Source organism: Bacillus cereus group sp. BceL220 (genome assembly GCF_051776965.1).
GTDB classification, from domain to species: Bacteria; Bacillota; Bacilli; order Bacillales; family Bacillaceae_G; genus Bacillus_A; species Bacillus_A cereus.
On record NZ_JBPWBC010000009.1, the window covers coordinates 1 to 16,329 of the forward strand.

Sequence of the window (16,329 nt, forward strand, 5' to 3'; positions counted from 1 at the left end):
AATACGAAACGGATTAAGGCAAAATTAAAAATGAGCCCAGTACAATACCGGACTCACTTTTATCAAGCTGCCTAATGAAATAACCGTGTCTAACTTTTAGGGGTCACTTCACAATACCGGACTCACTTTTATCAAGCTGCCTAATGAAATAACCGTGTCTAACTTTTAGGGGTCACTTCATTTTCTTAAGAGATATGCTCTTCTTTTTTTCGTTAAATTATTCATCAACATAAATAATTGTTTTTTATTGTGAATAGCTTTTTTAGTTCTGTAAATAATAATCTTGATCATTGTTATGGAGGATAGGTGAAGCTTGAGATAGATCAATACCTTTCTCTAAAGTTTCTAATAAGTAATATCCAAGTGCTTTATCCTTTTGTATCAAGTTATGTAATAGGGTGCTTGCGCGAGCAATTCTATATTTTGTTTCATCAAGGGTTAAGGATGAATTATCTATTGTAATGAGGTGAAGCTCATCTTGTAGCTTTTGTAATAATGAAAGTTGAATGGTATCCGTCTTTCCCGTTTCAAGATTACTTAAATAAGCTGGTGATACACCAAGCTGTTTTGCAAAAGTGTTTAATCCAATTCCTTTTTGAGTGCGAAGTGTACGAATGTGTGTACCAATTTCATTTATCATAAGACTAACCTCCACGGATTTATTGAAAGGAATATGTAAAATGAATAAGCAAAAGAAAATTACAATTACATCAGTAAGCTATGTTCATGATCCAGAATCAGCTCGAAAGTGGTTTGAAGCATATATCAAGATTGTTGAAAAAGAATTAGTTAAAGCAATTAATAAGGACTAGCTGCTATTTTTGATACATACAGTGTAAATAGAACATCATGAGAGGAGGTCCTGAATTGAAGACCGTTGCATATTATAGAAGTTCAATTGATTCTCAGGAAAACTCAATCGAAATGCAACAAAATTCTGTTCTTACTCGCTCCATTGATATGGCATTGATTATCGATGAAGAATATATTGATGAAGCGGTATCAGCCCGAAAAATCGGTTTAAAAAAGCGTTCAGCCCTACAAAAATTATTACAAGATATCAAAAATAATAATGTCGAAACCTTATTTGTATTTAAGCGAGATCGACTAGCAAGAAATGTAATGGAGTATTATGAAATTTATCAAATACTAAGAAATAAGAAGATAAATGTTATTTTAACTGCACCAAATGAGCCACCAGTGTACTACACACCAATTGGTGAGTATCTTGAATTAATTATGGCGGGTATGGCCCAACGTGAAGGCGAACAAATTATTGAACGTTTAAAGCAAACATTAAAGTCAAATTTTCAAAGTGGTAAAAACCCAGGACGTCTTCCGTATGGTTTCAAATGGAATAAAGAAACGAAAGAAATTGAATTGATTGATGAACAGGTACAAATTGTTAAAAGGATTTATCAAGAGCTTGTATCGGGAAAATATGAATCCTTGAAAGAACTTTGTAGTGTATTAGGCTTGAAGGAAAACGGTAAGTTTTGGACTTCGGCTGATATAAGAAAAATTGCATTAAACCCGACATATATTGGATTGCGTACTATGAATATTTTTGGTGAAGATGTTACTAGTAAATATGAAAGACTTTCCATTATCGATAAGAATACATGGGAAAAAGCATGTAGTATTGTCACTGTTTTATCTCCCAAAAAGACTCACCAAGATTATGTATTCGAACAAGTGTTATTTCCATTGCAAGACTTGCTAATTTGTTCGAAATGTAATGAATCATTACAAAAAGTAAAGGCTAGAAGAAAAGACAATTTAAAATATAAATGTTTAAACCATTCTTCAGTTTACGTTTTTAAGAGTACAATCGAACCATTAGTCTTTGAACGCTGCAAAGAATATTTTCATAGCCTACTCACTTCTCATTTCTATGAATTATTTGATCGATATGAACAGGATGCTAAGAAGCAAGTAAAACAGAAAATACAAACCATTGAAGAGAAAATCAAGCTTATGAATGAAAAATTAATTACAAAAGTAGATACGTGGTATCATGAAACTGATGCACCTTATAAGGAACAGAAAGAAATCGAAATTATGGCTCTGTATGATGAGCTGGCAAAATATAAAAAACAAAAAGAACGGGTAATACAGGAATTAAGTGATGTAAAGCAATTACGTGAAAAGATAAGTAATTACCAATCCTCTATCTCATTGTCCTATGATGATATAAAGGAGAATCGACAGTTAGGTTCCTTTTTTCAAGATTTAATACAACAAGTTAAAACCGACGGAAAGAACTGCGAAATTGTTTTTAAACACCCATTCTTACGTACTCAAGAGGTGTTAACATCATGAAGCTTTCTCATATATTACAACCAAATATGAAGGCTGCTTTTTATGGCCGTCATTCTACGGATAAACAAGACATGGATATGCAATTGAATTCGGTTATGGAAGTGATTCGCAAATATGATTGCATTCATACTCATTCTTTTCTTGATAAGGCTGTTTCTGCTCGTAAAAATAAAATTACAAGTAGGAAAGAACTTGAAAATATGTTCGAAGCGGCAAAAAGAAAAGAATTTGATTTTGTCATTGTTTATAAGAGTGATCGTTTGGCCAGAGATCCTCTTGAGCATCAAACGATACGTATTGTCATGAAGACACTAGATATTCCCATCATTATTAGTTCAACCGAGAGTGTGTACAATACTGATACTGACTTGATTGTGCAACTTATGGAAGATGGTTTTACTAAATATGAAGTTGACACCATTATAGCCAGAACACGATCAGGTTTAGAAAACAAAGCAAAACAAGGGAAATGGCTTGGTGGTAAGCCGCCATTTGGTTACACATATGATAAGAGTAGTGAGCAATTTATTGAACACACCGAAGAGCTTTGCTATGTAAAAGAAATCTTCAATTTATATGTAAATGGTCATGGGTTTCAGTATATTGCTCATACACTCCCTAACGGTTCCCGCCGCGGAAAAGATTGGGGGAAAGAGAATGTAAAGGCGATTGTGCTTAATCCTTTTTATTGTGGTTTATTATCATGGCGTCGACAAACAGATGGAAAGCAAAATGAAAGGGATATTTGGATTGAAGCCCCGAATCACTATGTGAAACCAATTATTTCACGAACGACATGGGAAGCATGTTGGCGTATATATTCAGAGAAACGTAATGGAAACATGGTGCCTAAGCATTATAAGACAAGTTTTCTGCTACAAGGGCTGCTTTCTTGTGAAAAGTGCCAAGAATTAATGAAAACAAAGAATCAACAAACAGTAAGCTCTACAAATAAAAAGTACGGAGGGAAAATTTATTTCTGCCCTAACTGTAAATTAAGAATAGAGGCAGACCTCCTTCATGATAAAGTAGTGAATCAAACACTTACTGATGTGAAAATAAGTGGATTTCATAATGTATATCATGCGATAGAACAAAAAATTCAGTATGAGATACAAGAACTGAATAACAATATTCAAAAACATCAGCGTCTCTACGAAAACCACATCATCAAGCTTCACAATATTACAGAAGAACTCAAACAGCGTATGAAAAATAATGACGATAAACGTTTTTTGAAGTCTTTGGCGATTTATCGTTCGGATGTACAGCGAAAACTAGATGGGATCATACAACAAATAAACAACTTTAAACAGCAAATCACCCTCAAAGAAAAAGTCGAGAAAAGTAAGGAAATATGGTTACATACTTTGAATGAAGTATTTCAAGATGATGTCAAGCTTCAAGAAATAAGCGATATGGATAAAAGACGATTTTTATTACCTCTCATTCAATCTGTATCCATTAAAGAAAATAAAAAGCGTAACGAGTATGATATTTCATTACAGTTACGAACCGATTTTTCAAAGCGTGATGTAAAAAAACAAATCAGCTTGATTTTGTAAAACAGCTATCACACATTGGTGGCTGTTTTTTCGTTATTGATGTATCGGTATTTGGGTTGAACTGTAGATGAAAATTCTTTTGCTACTCGGTGATTAGGAAGGAGTGGTATACCACTCCTTCCTAATCACCGAGTTTGATACTCTTGGAAAAGAGCTTGTATCTTAGGGATAAAGGGATTGTCGTTGTTTATTATTATGGACAGTGATTTAGAGAAATAAACGTACTCGGTGATTAGGGATAAGAAAATATTTAAGACATTTGAGATTTCGGTAATTGAGTAAATAAAAATACGCTGTTATTTTTGGTGTAAAGAGATAGGAGAAATTAATAATTATTTAATCTAAAATATAATGTTATTTATGGGAGGACATTATTTCTTGAGGTGAAAATTATAAAGTTACAGGTAGGTCTTTGCAATAAAGTATACTTTTAAATTTGGTTACATCCCTGCTAATTAAACCAGTACAACCGCCACAGTACACTCATGTCAGCCTATAAAAATATTAAAGATGAAAACTTTAGATATTATATTTTAAAGCAAAAAGCAGACGTATTTCATGCGATGAAAAGCTTTTTTAGAGAAGAATCAGGTGAGAAAATGGCATAACCTCTTGTAAAGAGGTTCTTTTTTTGTAAACTTTTTATTTTTCTAGTTGACAATGATAATGAAAATCATTATCATTTATTCGAGAAATGATTACATTTCGAATTATATATTTTGGAGGAGATGTAAAGTTGAAACAAAATAAAAGAAAACGTATAAATGCAATGATTATAGCGGCGGCGTTATCACTTCCGTTTGCTGTTTATTCAACACCTGCTTTAGCGGCAGTAGCAATTGAGGCGAATAAAACTGGACAAGGTTTAGAAGATGGTACATATGACGCTGTTATTAAAGCGTATAAAGATAAAACGAATGAAGAGTCTATGGCAGCTGTTTATATAAAGGATCCTAAACTAACAATTGAGAATGGAAAGAAAATTGTAACAGCAACGTTAAGTGATAGTGATTTCTTTCAATACTTGAAAACAGAGGATATTCATACTCCAGGTGTGTTTCATGATGTGAAAGTAATATCAGAAGATAAAAAGAAAAATGGAACGAAAGTGATTCAGTTTGAAGTAGGGGAACTAGGAAAAAGGTATAATATGCGAATGCATATTTATATTCCAACAATGGCCTATGATAATAAGTACCAAGTACAGTTTGAAGTAAATACATTGAATTTAGATAAAGATGTTCCAGAAGCACAAAAGGAAAATAAAGAGGATAAAGTGGATCAACAAGATGCGAATGTAATAGTAGATAAGCAATTACAAAGGCATATTAATAAATATAACTTGAATAGAGAGAATCTAGATACTCCAATAACTAAGGAAGATTTATTAAAAGTTAAATCCTTAATAGTCGTTGAAGCTAAAAGTAAAGGAATAAAAGACGTAAGTGGTCTAGAATATATGACGAACTTAGAAAACTTAACGTTGGAAGAAGTTAAGTTAAAAAATATAAAATTTATCTCGGACTTGAGACAATTGAAATCATTAAGTATAACCTATGGTGAACTTGAAGATATTGGACCTTTGGCTAAGTTAGAGCATATTGAGTTTTTAACTTTGAGAAACAATAAAATCTCAGGTTTAAGCCCATTAAGCCAAATGAAGAAGATTAAAATGCTAGATTTAAATAGTAATTATATAAAAGATATTAAACCATTATTTACAGTGAAATCTTTAAGGACTTTGACTGTAGCAAATAATCAAATTAGTAATGCAGGTCTTGAAGGAGTTCACCAATTAAAGAATTTAAAGACATTTGAAATAAGCAATAATGGATTGAGTAATGTTGAACATATTAATGGAATGAATAAATTAATTGAATTAGGGCTTTCCAAAAATGAATTAGTAGATCTTACGCCATTATCAAAATTGTCAGGTTTACAGAAATTAAATCTAGAAGAAAACTATATTTCAGATATAACGCCACTTAGTCAATTAACAGGTTTATATGATTTAAAACTAGGTTCAAATGAAATTCGTGATGTTAGACCAGTTCAAGAACTAGGAAAAAGAATGTATATCGATATTCAAAGACAAAAAATTTTTTTAGATGATGTAGAAAAAGATAAGGAAGTTAAAATACCTATCTATAATTTACAAGGAGAGCCACTTGATACTATTCAATTGAAGAGTGAAGATGGGATCGTTAATAATGGTTCTGTTAAATGGGGGACTACCGGTGAAAAAACATATGAATTTATGTTGGATATAAATCCAGAAGAGAATCGTATTAAGTTTAATGGAACAGTAATTCAAAATGTTGTTGAAAGATTAGACGAAATCAAGGAAACAATAAAAGAGAATAATGAACAAAAGGAAAATGTAATTCTCGATAAAACTTTACAACAACATATTAATAAAGAGAATTTAGGTAGAGAGAATGTAAACGCTCCTATCACAAAAGAAGATTTATTACAGATTAAAAAACTAGAGATACTTGAAGAAAAAGGAAATGAGATAAAAAATATAACAGGTTTAGAGTACATGACGAACTTAGAAAATCTCACTTTAGAAGGAGTAGACCTGAAAAATATTGAGTTCATCTCAAACTTGAAACAATTGAATAATGTGAATGTATCTCATAATCAAATTGAAGATATAAAACCACTATCTTCATTGGAAAATTTACAGTGGTTAAATCTTGCGGACAATCATATTAAAGATGTAACGGTTATTGGTTCCATGCTAAACTTATTTAGCTTAAATCTAGCTGGGAATGAGATTCGTGATGTAAGGCCGTTAATACAATTAGGTCAGTGGTTTACAATTGATGTTGGAAGACAAAATATCATTTTAAATGATGCAAAAATAAACGAAGAAATTCAAGTTCCTGTATATGATTTAGAAGGAGAAAGTATTGAAAATATTCAATTGGCAAGTGAGGGAGGGACGTTTAATAACGGAGTAATAAAATGGAATACCCCAGGTGAAAAGGTGTATAAATTTGATTTAGATTCTGATGAAATTAGCATCAGGTTTAACGGAACAGTTATGCAGAATATAGTGGAAAAAGAAGAAGTAAAAGAACCGGTAAAAGAAGTTGAAGAAACAAAAGAAGAAGTGAAAGAACCGGTAAAAGAAGTTGAAGAAACAAAAGAAGAAGTAAAAAAGCCGGTAAAAGAAGTTGAAGAAGCAAAAGAAGAAGTGAAAGAACCAACAAAAGAAGTTGAAGGATTGAAAGAAAAAGTGAAAGAACCAATAAAAGAAGTTGAAGGATCGAAAGAAGAAGTGGACGAGCCAACAACAGGAGTGGACGAGCCAACAACAGGAGTGGACGAGCCAACAACAGGAGTTGAAGAGTCGAAAGCGGAGGTAAAAGAAACAGGAAAAGAAATTGAGGGTTCAAAAGAAGCAGTAAATCCATCCGAAGTAGTCCAAGAACAAAACATGAATAATCAAGTTGTGAAAGAAAATAAACCAGTTGCTAATAAACAGGAAGAAAGTAAGAAATCATTAGGAGCAACAGGTGGACAAGCGAATACATCAAAGTTACTTTCAGGCGTAGCATTAGTTCTTTCGGCACTGAGTATGTTTGTATTTAGAAAGAGATTATTTAAGAAGTAAATAACGTTTTATCTTATTATATTGTAAAATAATTATATAAGTTTTTGAGAAGACATTATCATGGCAGTTTCATTTTGAAATAGGCTTATGATAATGTCTTTTTTAAGGGGGATATAAATGGAGAAGGTGTTGGAGAGCGGTTATTACAAGGAGCAATTCAGTATATTTTCTCCTTTCAAGGGATGAGAGAGATAGAACTATGTTTGAATCCGAATAATGATGGTGCTATGAAGTTGTACAAGAAAGTAGGTTTTGAGGAGAAAGCATGTTTACAACACTATATAATAGAGTAAAAAACCCATTCTTATGAAAATTATATTTCATAAGAATGGGTTTTATTAATCTACTTTTCCCTCAGTTATTACGGATTTAGAAGTAATTTGAGGTGCTAATCGTTACATAACCTTCTTTATTTTTTGCGGAACTTCTTTTGCTTGTAAATTAACATCTTCTTTTCGAAGCTCCTTAAAGAGTGAAATAACCATAAGAACGACTACGATAGAAAATGGTAGCGCAGCAATTATAGCTGCTATTTGCAGTGCATTTAATCCTCCAGCTTGTAATAAAATAGCGGCAATTATCGCGATTGTTAATCCCCATATAAGTTTTAAACTATTTTTCGGTGATAAGCTTCCGTTACTCGTTTGCATGGAAACAACAAATGTTGCTGAATCAGCAGAAGTAACGAAAAATGTGGCTACTAAAATTAACCCGATAATCGTTAAAAATGTAGAGAATGGTAGATGTGAAATAACAGCAAATAATCCAATCTCTGTACCATTTTTTGCAATTTCATCAGCTATTCCAAGCGATTGGAACATTTCCATATGGATAGCGGTACCGCCAAATACTGCAAACCAAAATGTACAGATAAGAGTTGGGACTAATACAACTCCAAAAATAAATTCTTTTATTGTACGTCCTTTAGAAATACGTGCGATAAATGTGCCGACGAATGGAGACCAAGAGATCCACCATCCCCAATAGAAAATAGTCCAGTTTTCAATCCAAGAAGAAGATTTTTCACTAAATGCTCCTAAATTTAATCCCATACTAGGTAAACCGCCGATATAAGAACCGAGTGTAGATGTGAAATATTTCATAATAAATACAGTTGGTCCTAAAAGTAAGAAAGAGATGAGTAAAATACCTGCAAGAGAGAAATTCAAGTTACTCAAATATTTAATCCCACGATCTAAGCCAGTTTGTGCACTTGTTAAATATAAAATAGCGAAGATAGCTATAAGTACGAGCTGGGTAAGTAAAGTGTTATGAATGGAAGGGAATAAATAGCTTAATCCTCCAGCAATTTGTTGAGCACCAATCCCAACAGATGGTACAATGCCAAACACTGTGGCTAAAACAGCTAAAATATCAACTGTTTTTCCGATACGGGAATTTTTCGATCGATTAAATAATGGAGTAACTGTAGCCCCGATAGTGCTACCTTTTTGTTTGCGGAATGTGAAATATGCAATTGTTAAAGCGACCATTGCGTATAGTGACCACGGAAAGAGTCCCCAGTGGAAAAATGAATATTGCATAGCGAGTTTGGCGCTTTCTTCTGTACCTGCTTTTCCTGTTAATGGATCTGTAAAATGTGAAATCGGTTCAGCGATTCCATAAAAGAGGAGTCCAATTCCCATTCCTGCCCCAAACAACATGGATAGCCAAGATGGATAATTATATTTTGGCTTTTCTCCATCTTTACCAAGACGAATAGAACCGTACTTAGAAAATGCTAAATAAGCAGCCCAAATAATCATTGTAGTCATAAGTAGAGAGTAAAACCACCCAAATTTATTGAGGATAAATGAGTTTAAAGAAGATGTAACACTTTGTAAATCGTAGCCTTGTATCCAACTTGCTGGGGTAATTCCCCATATAATGAATAATGTTGTTAGCAAGAAGGAGATATAAAATACACTGTTTTCTTTTTTTATCATAGAATCCCACCCTTATTTAATAAAGTTAACAATTATAATAATCATAACAATTAAGTTTTTAATTGTCAAAAAATTCTCTTTTTGTAACATGAAAGGATGTAATTTGTTTTAGGGAGGTAAAGAGCAATGCGTTCACGATATGTACAAATTATAGGAAGAAATAATATGAAATATTGCATTTTATATTGTTACATCCAGATTTTATGTTAAATTCTTGAATGGAATATTAAAATAGGGGGCAAGGATATGAACAAGAAATCAAAGATCAATAAAGTGATGCTTAGCATTAGTACAATGGCTTTATCGTTAGGGGCACTTCAAACTCATGCAGCAGCGGAAGAAAAAGTACCGTATAACGTGTTGAAAACGAAACCGGTTGGAATTGAAAAGTCGGTAGATGAAGTTGGACATATTTCAAAAGTTGATGAAACTTTATCATTTCAAGAACGTTTAAAAGTAGGAGATTTTTCACAGCGACCAGCATCTATTACGAAGAAAACTGCAGTAAAGCAAGTTAAAGAAAGCTATTCAATGGCTGATTTAAACAAAATGAATGATCAAGAATTAGTTGAAACGTTAGGCAGTATTAAGTGGCACCAAATTACAGACTTATTCCAGTTTAATGAAGATGCAAAGGCTTTTTATAAAGATAAAGGAAAAATGCAAGTCATTATAGATGAATTAGCTCATAGAGGTAGTACATTTACGAAAGATGATTCAAAAGGAATTCAAACGTTTACTGAAGTGTTGCGTTCAGCTTTTTATCTTGCATTTTATAATAGTGAATTAAGCGACTTAAATGAAAGAAGCTTCCAGGATAAATGTTTACCTGCTTTAAAAGCAATCGCAAAAAATCCAAACTTTAAGCTTGGTACAGTTGAACAAGATACAGTCGTATCTGCATACGGTAAATTAATTAGTAATGCTTCAAGCGATGTTGAAACGGTTCAATACGCATCGAATATTTTAAAGCAATACAATGATAATTATACTACTTATGTAAATGATCGAATGAAGGGACAAGCAATATACGATATTATGCAAGGTATTGACTATGATATACAGTCGTACTTAACTGAGGCTCGTAAAGAAGCGAATGAAACGATGTGGTATGGAAAAGTAGATGGGTTTATTAATGAAATAAATCGTATTGCTCTTCTAAATGAAGTAACGTCAGAAAATAAATGGCTCGTTAATAATGGAATTTATTTTGCTAGCCGTTTAGGGAAGTTTCATAGCAATCCAAATAAAGGATTAGAGGTTGTTACAAAAGCCATGCATATGTACCCGCGCTTAAGTGAACCTTATTTTGTTGCGGTAGAACAAATTACAACAAATTATAATGGTAAAGATTATAGCGGGAATACAGTAGATTTAGAGAAAATACGTAAAGAAGGAAAAGAGCAATACTTACCAAAAACGTATACATTCGACGATGGATCAATTGTGTTCAAAACAGGAGATAAAGTATCAGAAGAAAAAATTAAGAGACTATATTGGGCTGCGAAGGAAGTAAAGGCACAGTATCACCGTGTAATTGGAAATGACAAAGCGTTAGAGCCAGGAAATGCGGATGATGTATTAACGATCGTAATTTATAATAGTCCAGATGAATATCAGTTAAATAGACAATTGTATGGATATGAAACAAACAACGGTGGAATTTATATTGAAGAGACAGGTACATTCTTTACATATGAGCGTACACCAGAGCAAAGTATTTATAGTTTAGAAGAGTTATTCCGTCATGAATTTACTCATTACCTGCAAGGTAGATATGAAGTACCAGGTCTATTTGGAAGAGGAGATATGTATCAAAATGAAAGGTTAACTTGGTTCCAAGAAGGAAATGCAGAGTTTTTCGCAGGATCTACTCGTACGAATAACGTTGTACCAAGAAAGAGCATAATTAGCGGATTATCATCTGATCCTGCAAGCCGTTATACAGCAGAGCGTACACTATTTGCTAAATACGGTTCTTGGGATTTCTATAATTACTCGTTCGCATTGCAGTCTTACTTATATACGCATCAGTTTGAAACATTTGATAAAATTCAAGATTTGATTCGTGCGAATGATGTGAAAAATTATGATGCATATCGTGAAAATCTAAGTAAAGATCCTAAGTTAAATAAAGAGTATCAAGAGTATATGCAGCAGTTAATTGATAATCAAGATACATACACTGTACCAGAAGTAGCCGGTGATTATTTAGCTGAACATGCAACGAAGTCATTAACAGCGGTGAAGAAAGAAATTAGTGATACGTTGCCTATGAAAGATACAAAAATGACAAAACATAATTCTCAATTCTTTAATACATTTACATTAGAAGGTACGTATACAGGAAGTGTCACAAAAGGTGAATCAGAAGATTGGAAAGCGATGAGTAAAAGAGTAAATGAATCTTTAGAACAATTGGCGCAAAAAGAATGGAGTGGCTACAAAACTGTTACAGCTTACTTCGTTAATTATCGTGTGAATAGTTCAAATGAATTTGAATATGATGTAGTCTTCCATGGAATTGCGAAAGATGATGGAGAAAATAAAGCTCCAACAGTTAATATAAATGGCCCTTATAATGGGCTTGTAAAAGAGGGAATTCAATTTAAAAGTGATGATTCAAACGATGAAGATGGAAAAATTGTTTCTTATTTATGGGAATTTGGAGATGGAAGCACAAGTGCAGAAGTGAATCCAGTACATGTATATGAAAAAGAAGGTTCTTATAAAGTATCGTTAAGAGTAAAAGACGATAAAGGAAAAGAGAGCAGAAGCGAAACAACTGTTACGATTAAAGATGGAAGTTTAACAGAATCAGAGCCAAATAATCGTCCAGAGGAAGCAAATCGTATCGAGCTAAATAGTAAGATAAAAGGTAGTCTTATTGGCGGGGACCACACTGATGTTTATACATTTAATGTAGCATCAGCGAAAGATATCGATATTTCTGTTTTAAATGAGTATGGAATTGGGATGACATGGGTACTTCACCATGAATCAGATATGCAAAATTATGCGGCTTACGGTCAAGCTAATGGGAATCATATAGAAGCAAAATTTAATGCAAAACCAGGTAAGTATTACTTGTATGTATATAAATATGATAATGGCGATGGAACATACGAATTGTCAGTAAAATAAGTGCTTTTCCAATGTATGTTTAACTTTACTTTTTGTGGAAAATAGTATATTATATAGATATATAATATATCGGTTATTTTCTAGGAGGAGCCTGTCACAATAGGTTTCTCCTGTTCTTTTTTAGAGGCCTGTCTTACAGGCTTTTATTTAAAAGGTAAATGACTGAAAATTAAGAACAATAATCTTTGAAAGAGGTGGGGCATACACATAACAAAAAAGGGGATTGTTTAAGAGAGGGGGATAAGAAATGGCTTTGTTTGGTTATCCACTTGAAACAATTTATTTATACGGATTTATTATTGCTACTATACTCACTGTTATTTATATCTTTTTTGGAGATATATTTGAATCGATATTTAGTTTTGGGGGCGGATCTGTATCCGTTGTTACTTTATTACTTAGTTTTTTCGCCATGTTATGTGGGCTTAGTTATATAGGAGAGTACTTATTCTCCTTTAATAGTATTACTATTTTCGGGGCTGCATTTGCTATATCTTTTATCGGTGTTTTCATCATGAAAATACTAATTTTAAAACCGATTGCAGAAGCAGAACAAAATACGATGCAACGTATGGATGAATTTATCGGTTACAAAGGAGAAGTCATTACGACAATTCCTACAGAAGGATTTGGTGAAGTATTAATTTCATCCCAATTTGGAAGTAATGCAATCCCAGCTAAAACTGTTGGAAAAAAAGATATTTCGCAAGGAACAGAGGTTATTATCGAGGGAGTCCAAGATGGTGTTTTACTTGTACAAAACATCGCTTATTCTTTAAAGAAACCAAAATTATAAGGGGGAATTTACATGACGATTCCATTAATTATCGGTGGAGTTTTACTCGCAATTTTAATTCTACTCATTTTAGTATTTATTACGAAGTATCGTACGGTTGGTCCGGATGAAGCGTTAATTGTTACAGGGAACTGGCTTGGTGGAGGAAAGAATGTAGTTACCACTGATGATGGAAAGAAGATTAAGATTATTCGCGGGGGCGGTACTTTCGTAGTTCCAATTATGCAGAGAGCAGAGCCTTTAAGCTTATTAAACTATAAATTAGAAGTTGGTACACGTGATACGTATACGAAACAAGGTGTACCGATCACAGTAAACGGTGTTTCTATTATTAAAGTGGGATCAACAATTGAAGAAGTTTCCACAGCAGCTGAACAATATTTAGGAAAAGAAACAGAAGAGTTAAAAATAGAAGCAAAAGAAGTTTTAGAAGGGCATCTCCGTGCTATCTTATCTTCTATGACAGTAGAAGATGCGTATAGTAATAGAGAGCAATTTGCTCAAAAGGTACATGAAGTAGCTTCTACAGATTTAAAGAAGATGGGACTTCGCATTGTTTCTTTCACAATTAAAGAAATAATGGATAAAAACGGATACTTAGATGCGCTTGGTCAGCCCCAAATTGCGACAGTTAAGCGTGATGCAACAATTGCGAATGCAGAGCGTGAAAAAGAAGCACGTATTGAAAAAGCCCGTGCTGAAAAAGAGGCAAAAGAAGCAGAATATCAACGTGATGCACAAATCGCTGAAGCTGAAAAACATAAAGAATTAAAAGTACAGTCTTATAAGAGAGAACAAGAACAAGCGCGTGCAGATGCGGATCTTTCTTACGAATTACAACAAGCGAAAGCACAACAAGGTGTTACAGAAGAGCAAATGCGCGTTAAAATCATTGAGCGTGAAAAGCAAATTGAGTTAGAAGAAAAAGAAATTGCTCGTCGTGAAAAGCAATATGATGCAGAAGTTAAGAAAAAAGCCGATGCAGATCGCTATGCTGTTGAGCAATCAGCGGAAGCAGAAAAAGTAAAACAAATTAAAAAAGCCGATGCGGATCAATATAAGATTGAAGCAGAAGCGAGAGCACGTGCAGAAGAAGTACGTGTAGAAGGTTTAGCGAAGGCGGAAATTGAAAAAGCACAAGGTCAAGCGAAAGCGGAAGTACAAAAAGCGCAAGGGACAGCAGAGGCAGATGTTATTAGATTAAAAGGTTTAGCAGAAGCAGAAGCGAAACAAAAAATCGCAGAAGCATTTGAATTATATGGTCAAGCGGCAATTATGGATATGGTTCTTAAAATGCTTCCAAGTTATGCGAAGGAACTTGCAAGTCCGCTTAGTAATATTGATAAAATCACAGTTGTCGATACAGGCGGCGGTGGTAAAAATAGCGGGGCCGGAAAAGTTGCGGGTTATGCGACTGATTTAATGGCAACGATGCAAGAAACGTTAAAAGCTTCTTCTGGCATTGACTTAAAAGAGCTATTAGAAGGATTTGCAGGAAAAGGAGCGGTACAACAATTATCAAGCGATAAACCTGTTGTATCTGTAGTAGAAGATGAGAAAAAAGAAGTAGATAAAGAATAGTAAGGTGGAAAGAACCTCTAGTAAGTGAAATACTAGAGGTTCTCCTATGAATTATAATATTTCGAATAATATACATTTTTATACATTGTTTTAATTATTTAATTTATATAGAATGAAAAAGATATGTATCAATTCTTTAGATGTATAAAAAGATAGAGAGTCTCATTGATACATTTAAATCGTATTATTTTTATAGAAAGATTAAATGTTAATTAATTACATTTAAAACGGTATGGAGGGGTAGAAGTATGTTTCAAGGGAAATTAAGGAGTAGTAGTTTAAAAACAAAGTTACTTGTATCATTTATTATTATTTTAATTCTTCCAAGTATTATAATTGGTTGGACGTCTTATCAACAGGCGAAGACGAATTTTAATGAAACAATTTTAAACTCGGCGAAAGATAATATAAAAATTTTGGATAATGTAATTAATAAGGAATTGGATAGTAAAAAAATAGATGCAACTTATTTTACGAAATTATTTACACAATCAAGTTACCAAGCAGATCAAATTCAAAACATACAGAATAAACTAGAAGAATACAATAAACTGCATCCAGAAATGGAAGCAATCTATACAGGATCTAGTAATGGACAGTTCATTCAATCACCAGCTATTCAGATGCCAGATGGATATAATCCTACAGAAAGAGATTGGTATAAAGAGGCAGTGAAGAAAAGCGGAGAAGTAATTGTAACTGCTCCATATAAGTCAAAAACGACAGGAAATATTGTTATTACACTAGCAAAACAAAACGAGGATAAAAGTGGAGTTCTTGGGATTGACTTAATCATTAATGATATTGTTACTACTTCTAAGATGGTTAATATCGGTAAGGAAGGATATGTAGCGATATTTGATCAAGATAAAAATGTAGTAGCGCACCCGAAAATGAAGCCAGGAGAGAAATTAGAAGAGAAACTTAGTAAAGAATTGTATAAACAGGAAGCTGGGGATTTTCATTATTCATTAGATGGTGAAGATCGCAATATCACTTTTAAAACGAATAAGAAAACTGGATGGAAAATAGCAGGAATTATGCCTTCCAAAGAAATTATCGAAGCGGCTGAACCTATTTTCTATAAAACAATAACTGTTCTTGGAATTTCACTAATAATCGGTGGGATTGTAATTTACTTCATAATTGCGTCTATTATTAAACCGTTAAAACAACTTGTCATATCATCGAAGAAGATTAGTGAAGGTGATTTAACAGAATCAATTACAGTTCATTCTAAAGATGAAATTGGACAGCTAGGAGAAAGTTTTAACGAGATGGCTGCATCGTTACAAAGTGTCATTTCCAATATAAACACTTCAGCAAGTCATGTAGCGGCATCTTCAGAAGAAT

General features: G+C 33.2%; 9 protein-coding genes and 3 pseudogenes. 10 read left to right on the forward strand and 2 right to left on the reverse strand.

The window, feature by feature from the left end:
• Positions 1–262: 262 nt before the first annotated feature.
• Positions 263–640, reverse strand: a complete 378-nt coding sequence (locus tag ACS2FK_RS21130; RefSeq protein WP_063546382.1) for a helix-turn-helix domain-containing protein — start codon at positions 638–640, stop codon at positions 263–265.
• A 40-nt stretch (positions 641–680) separates the two neighbouring features.
• Between ACS2FK_RS21130 and ACS2FK_RS21135 the strand changes: the two genes are divergently transcribed.
• The 6 genes and pseudogenes from ACS2FK_RS21135 to ACS2FK_RS21160 form a co-directional block, all read left to right on the forward strand.
• The gene (locus ACS2FK_RS21135; protein WP_256891720.1) at positions 681–812 is read left to right on the forward strand and encodes a hypothetical protein; all 132 of its coding nucleotides are present in this window, start codon (positions 681–683) and stop codon (positions 810–812) included.
• Positions 813–867: 55 nt separating this feature from the next.
• Positions 868–2,322 (forward strand): recombinase family protein, encoded by a 1,455-nt coding sequence (locus tag ACS2FK_RS21140; RefSeq protein ID WP_061885391.1) that lies wholly within the window; start codon positions 868–870, stop codon positions 2,320–2,322.
• Positions 2,319–3,887 carry a recombinase family protein gene (locus tag ACS2FK_RS21145; RefSeq protein ID WP_061885392.1) on the forward strand — a complete coding sequence of 523 codons (1,569 nt, stop codon included), beginning with the start codon at positions 2,319–2,321 and terminating at the stop codon, positions 3,885–3,887. Before ACS2FK_RS21140 ends, ACS2FK_RS21145 begins: the two co-directional genes overlap by 4 nt.
• A 455-nt stretch (positions 3,888–4,342) precedes the next feature.
• A pseudogene (locus tag ACS2FK_RS21150) lies at positions 4,343–4,495 on the forward strand (sporulation protein YhbH); the annotation flags it as partial.
• A gap of 128 nt (positions 4,496–4,623) precedes the next feature.
• Positions 4,624–7,509 carry an NEAT domain-containing protein gene (locus ACS2FK_RS21155; protein WP_438899736.1) on the forward strand — a complete coding sequence of 962 codons (2,886 nt, stop codon included), beginning with the start codon at positions 4,624–4,626 and terminating at the stop codon, positions 7,507–7,509.
• A 122-nt stretch (positions 7,510–7,631) separates the two neighbouring features.
• Positions 7,632–7,802, forward strand: a pseudogene (locus ACS2FK_RS21160) (GNAT family N-acetyltransferase); the annotation flags it as partial.
• A 102-nt stretch (positions 7,803–7,904) separates the two neighbouring features.
• On the opposite strand, the gene opuD reads toward ACS2FK_RS21160, so the two are convergent.
• On the reverse strand, positions 7,905–9,455 hold the full coding sequence (gene opuD, locus ACS2FK_RS21165) for a glycine betaine transporter OpuD (protein WP_063546385.1): 1,551 nt from the start codon (positions 9,453–9,455) through the stop codon (positions 7,905–7,907).
• A 246-nt stretch (positions 9,456–9,701) separates the two neighbouring features.
• Here opuD and colA point away from each other — a divergent pair, with 246 nt between their 5' ends.
• The 4 genes and pseudogenes from colA to ACS2FK_RS21185 all read left to right on the forward strand — a co-directional run.
• Positions 9,702–12,599 carry a collagenase ColA gene (gene colA, locus ACS2FK_RS21170; protein ID WP_063546387.1) on the forward strand — a complete coding sequence of 966 codons (2,898 nt, stop codon included), beginning with the start codon at positions 9,702–9,704 and terminating at the stop codon, positions 12,597–12,599.
• A 247-nt stretch (positions 12,600–12,846) separates the two neighbouring features.
• The gene (locus ACS2FK_RS21175) at positions 12,847–13,395 is read left to right on the forward strand and encodes an NfeD family protein (RefSeq protein WP_063546389.1); all 549 of its coding nucleotides are present in this window, start codon (positions 12,847–12,849) and stop codon (positions 13,393–13,395) included.
• A 12-nt stretch (positions 13,396–13,407) separates the two neighbouring features.
• Positions 13,408–14,976 (forward strand): flotillin family protein, encoded by a 1,569-nt coding sequence (locus ACS2FK_RS21180; protein WP_000154998.1) that lies wholly within the window; start codon positions 13,408–13,410, stop codon positions 14,974–14,976.
• Positions 14,977–15,224: 248 nt separating this feature from the next.
• A pseudogene (locus ACS2FK_RS21185) lies at positions 15,225–16,259 on the forward strand (HAMP domain-containing protein); the annotation flags it as partial.
• Positions 16,260–16,329 lie beyond the last annotated feature (70 nt).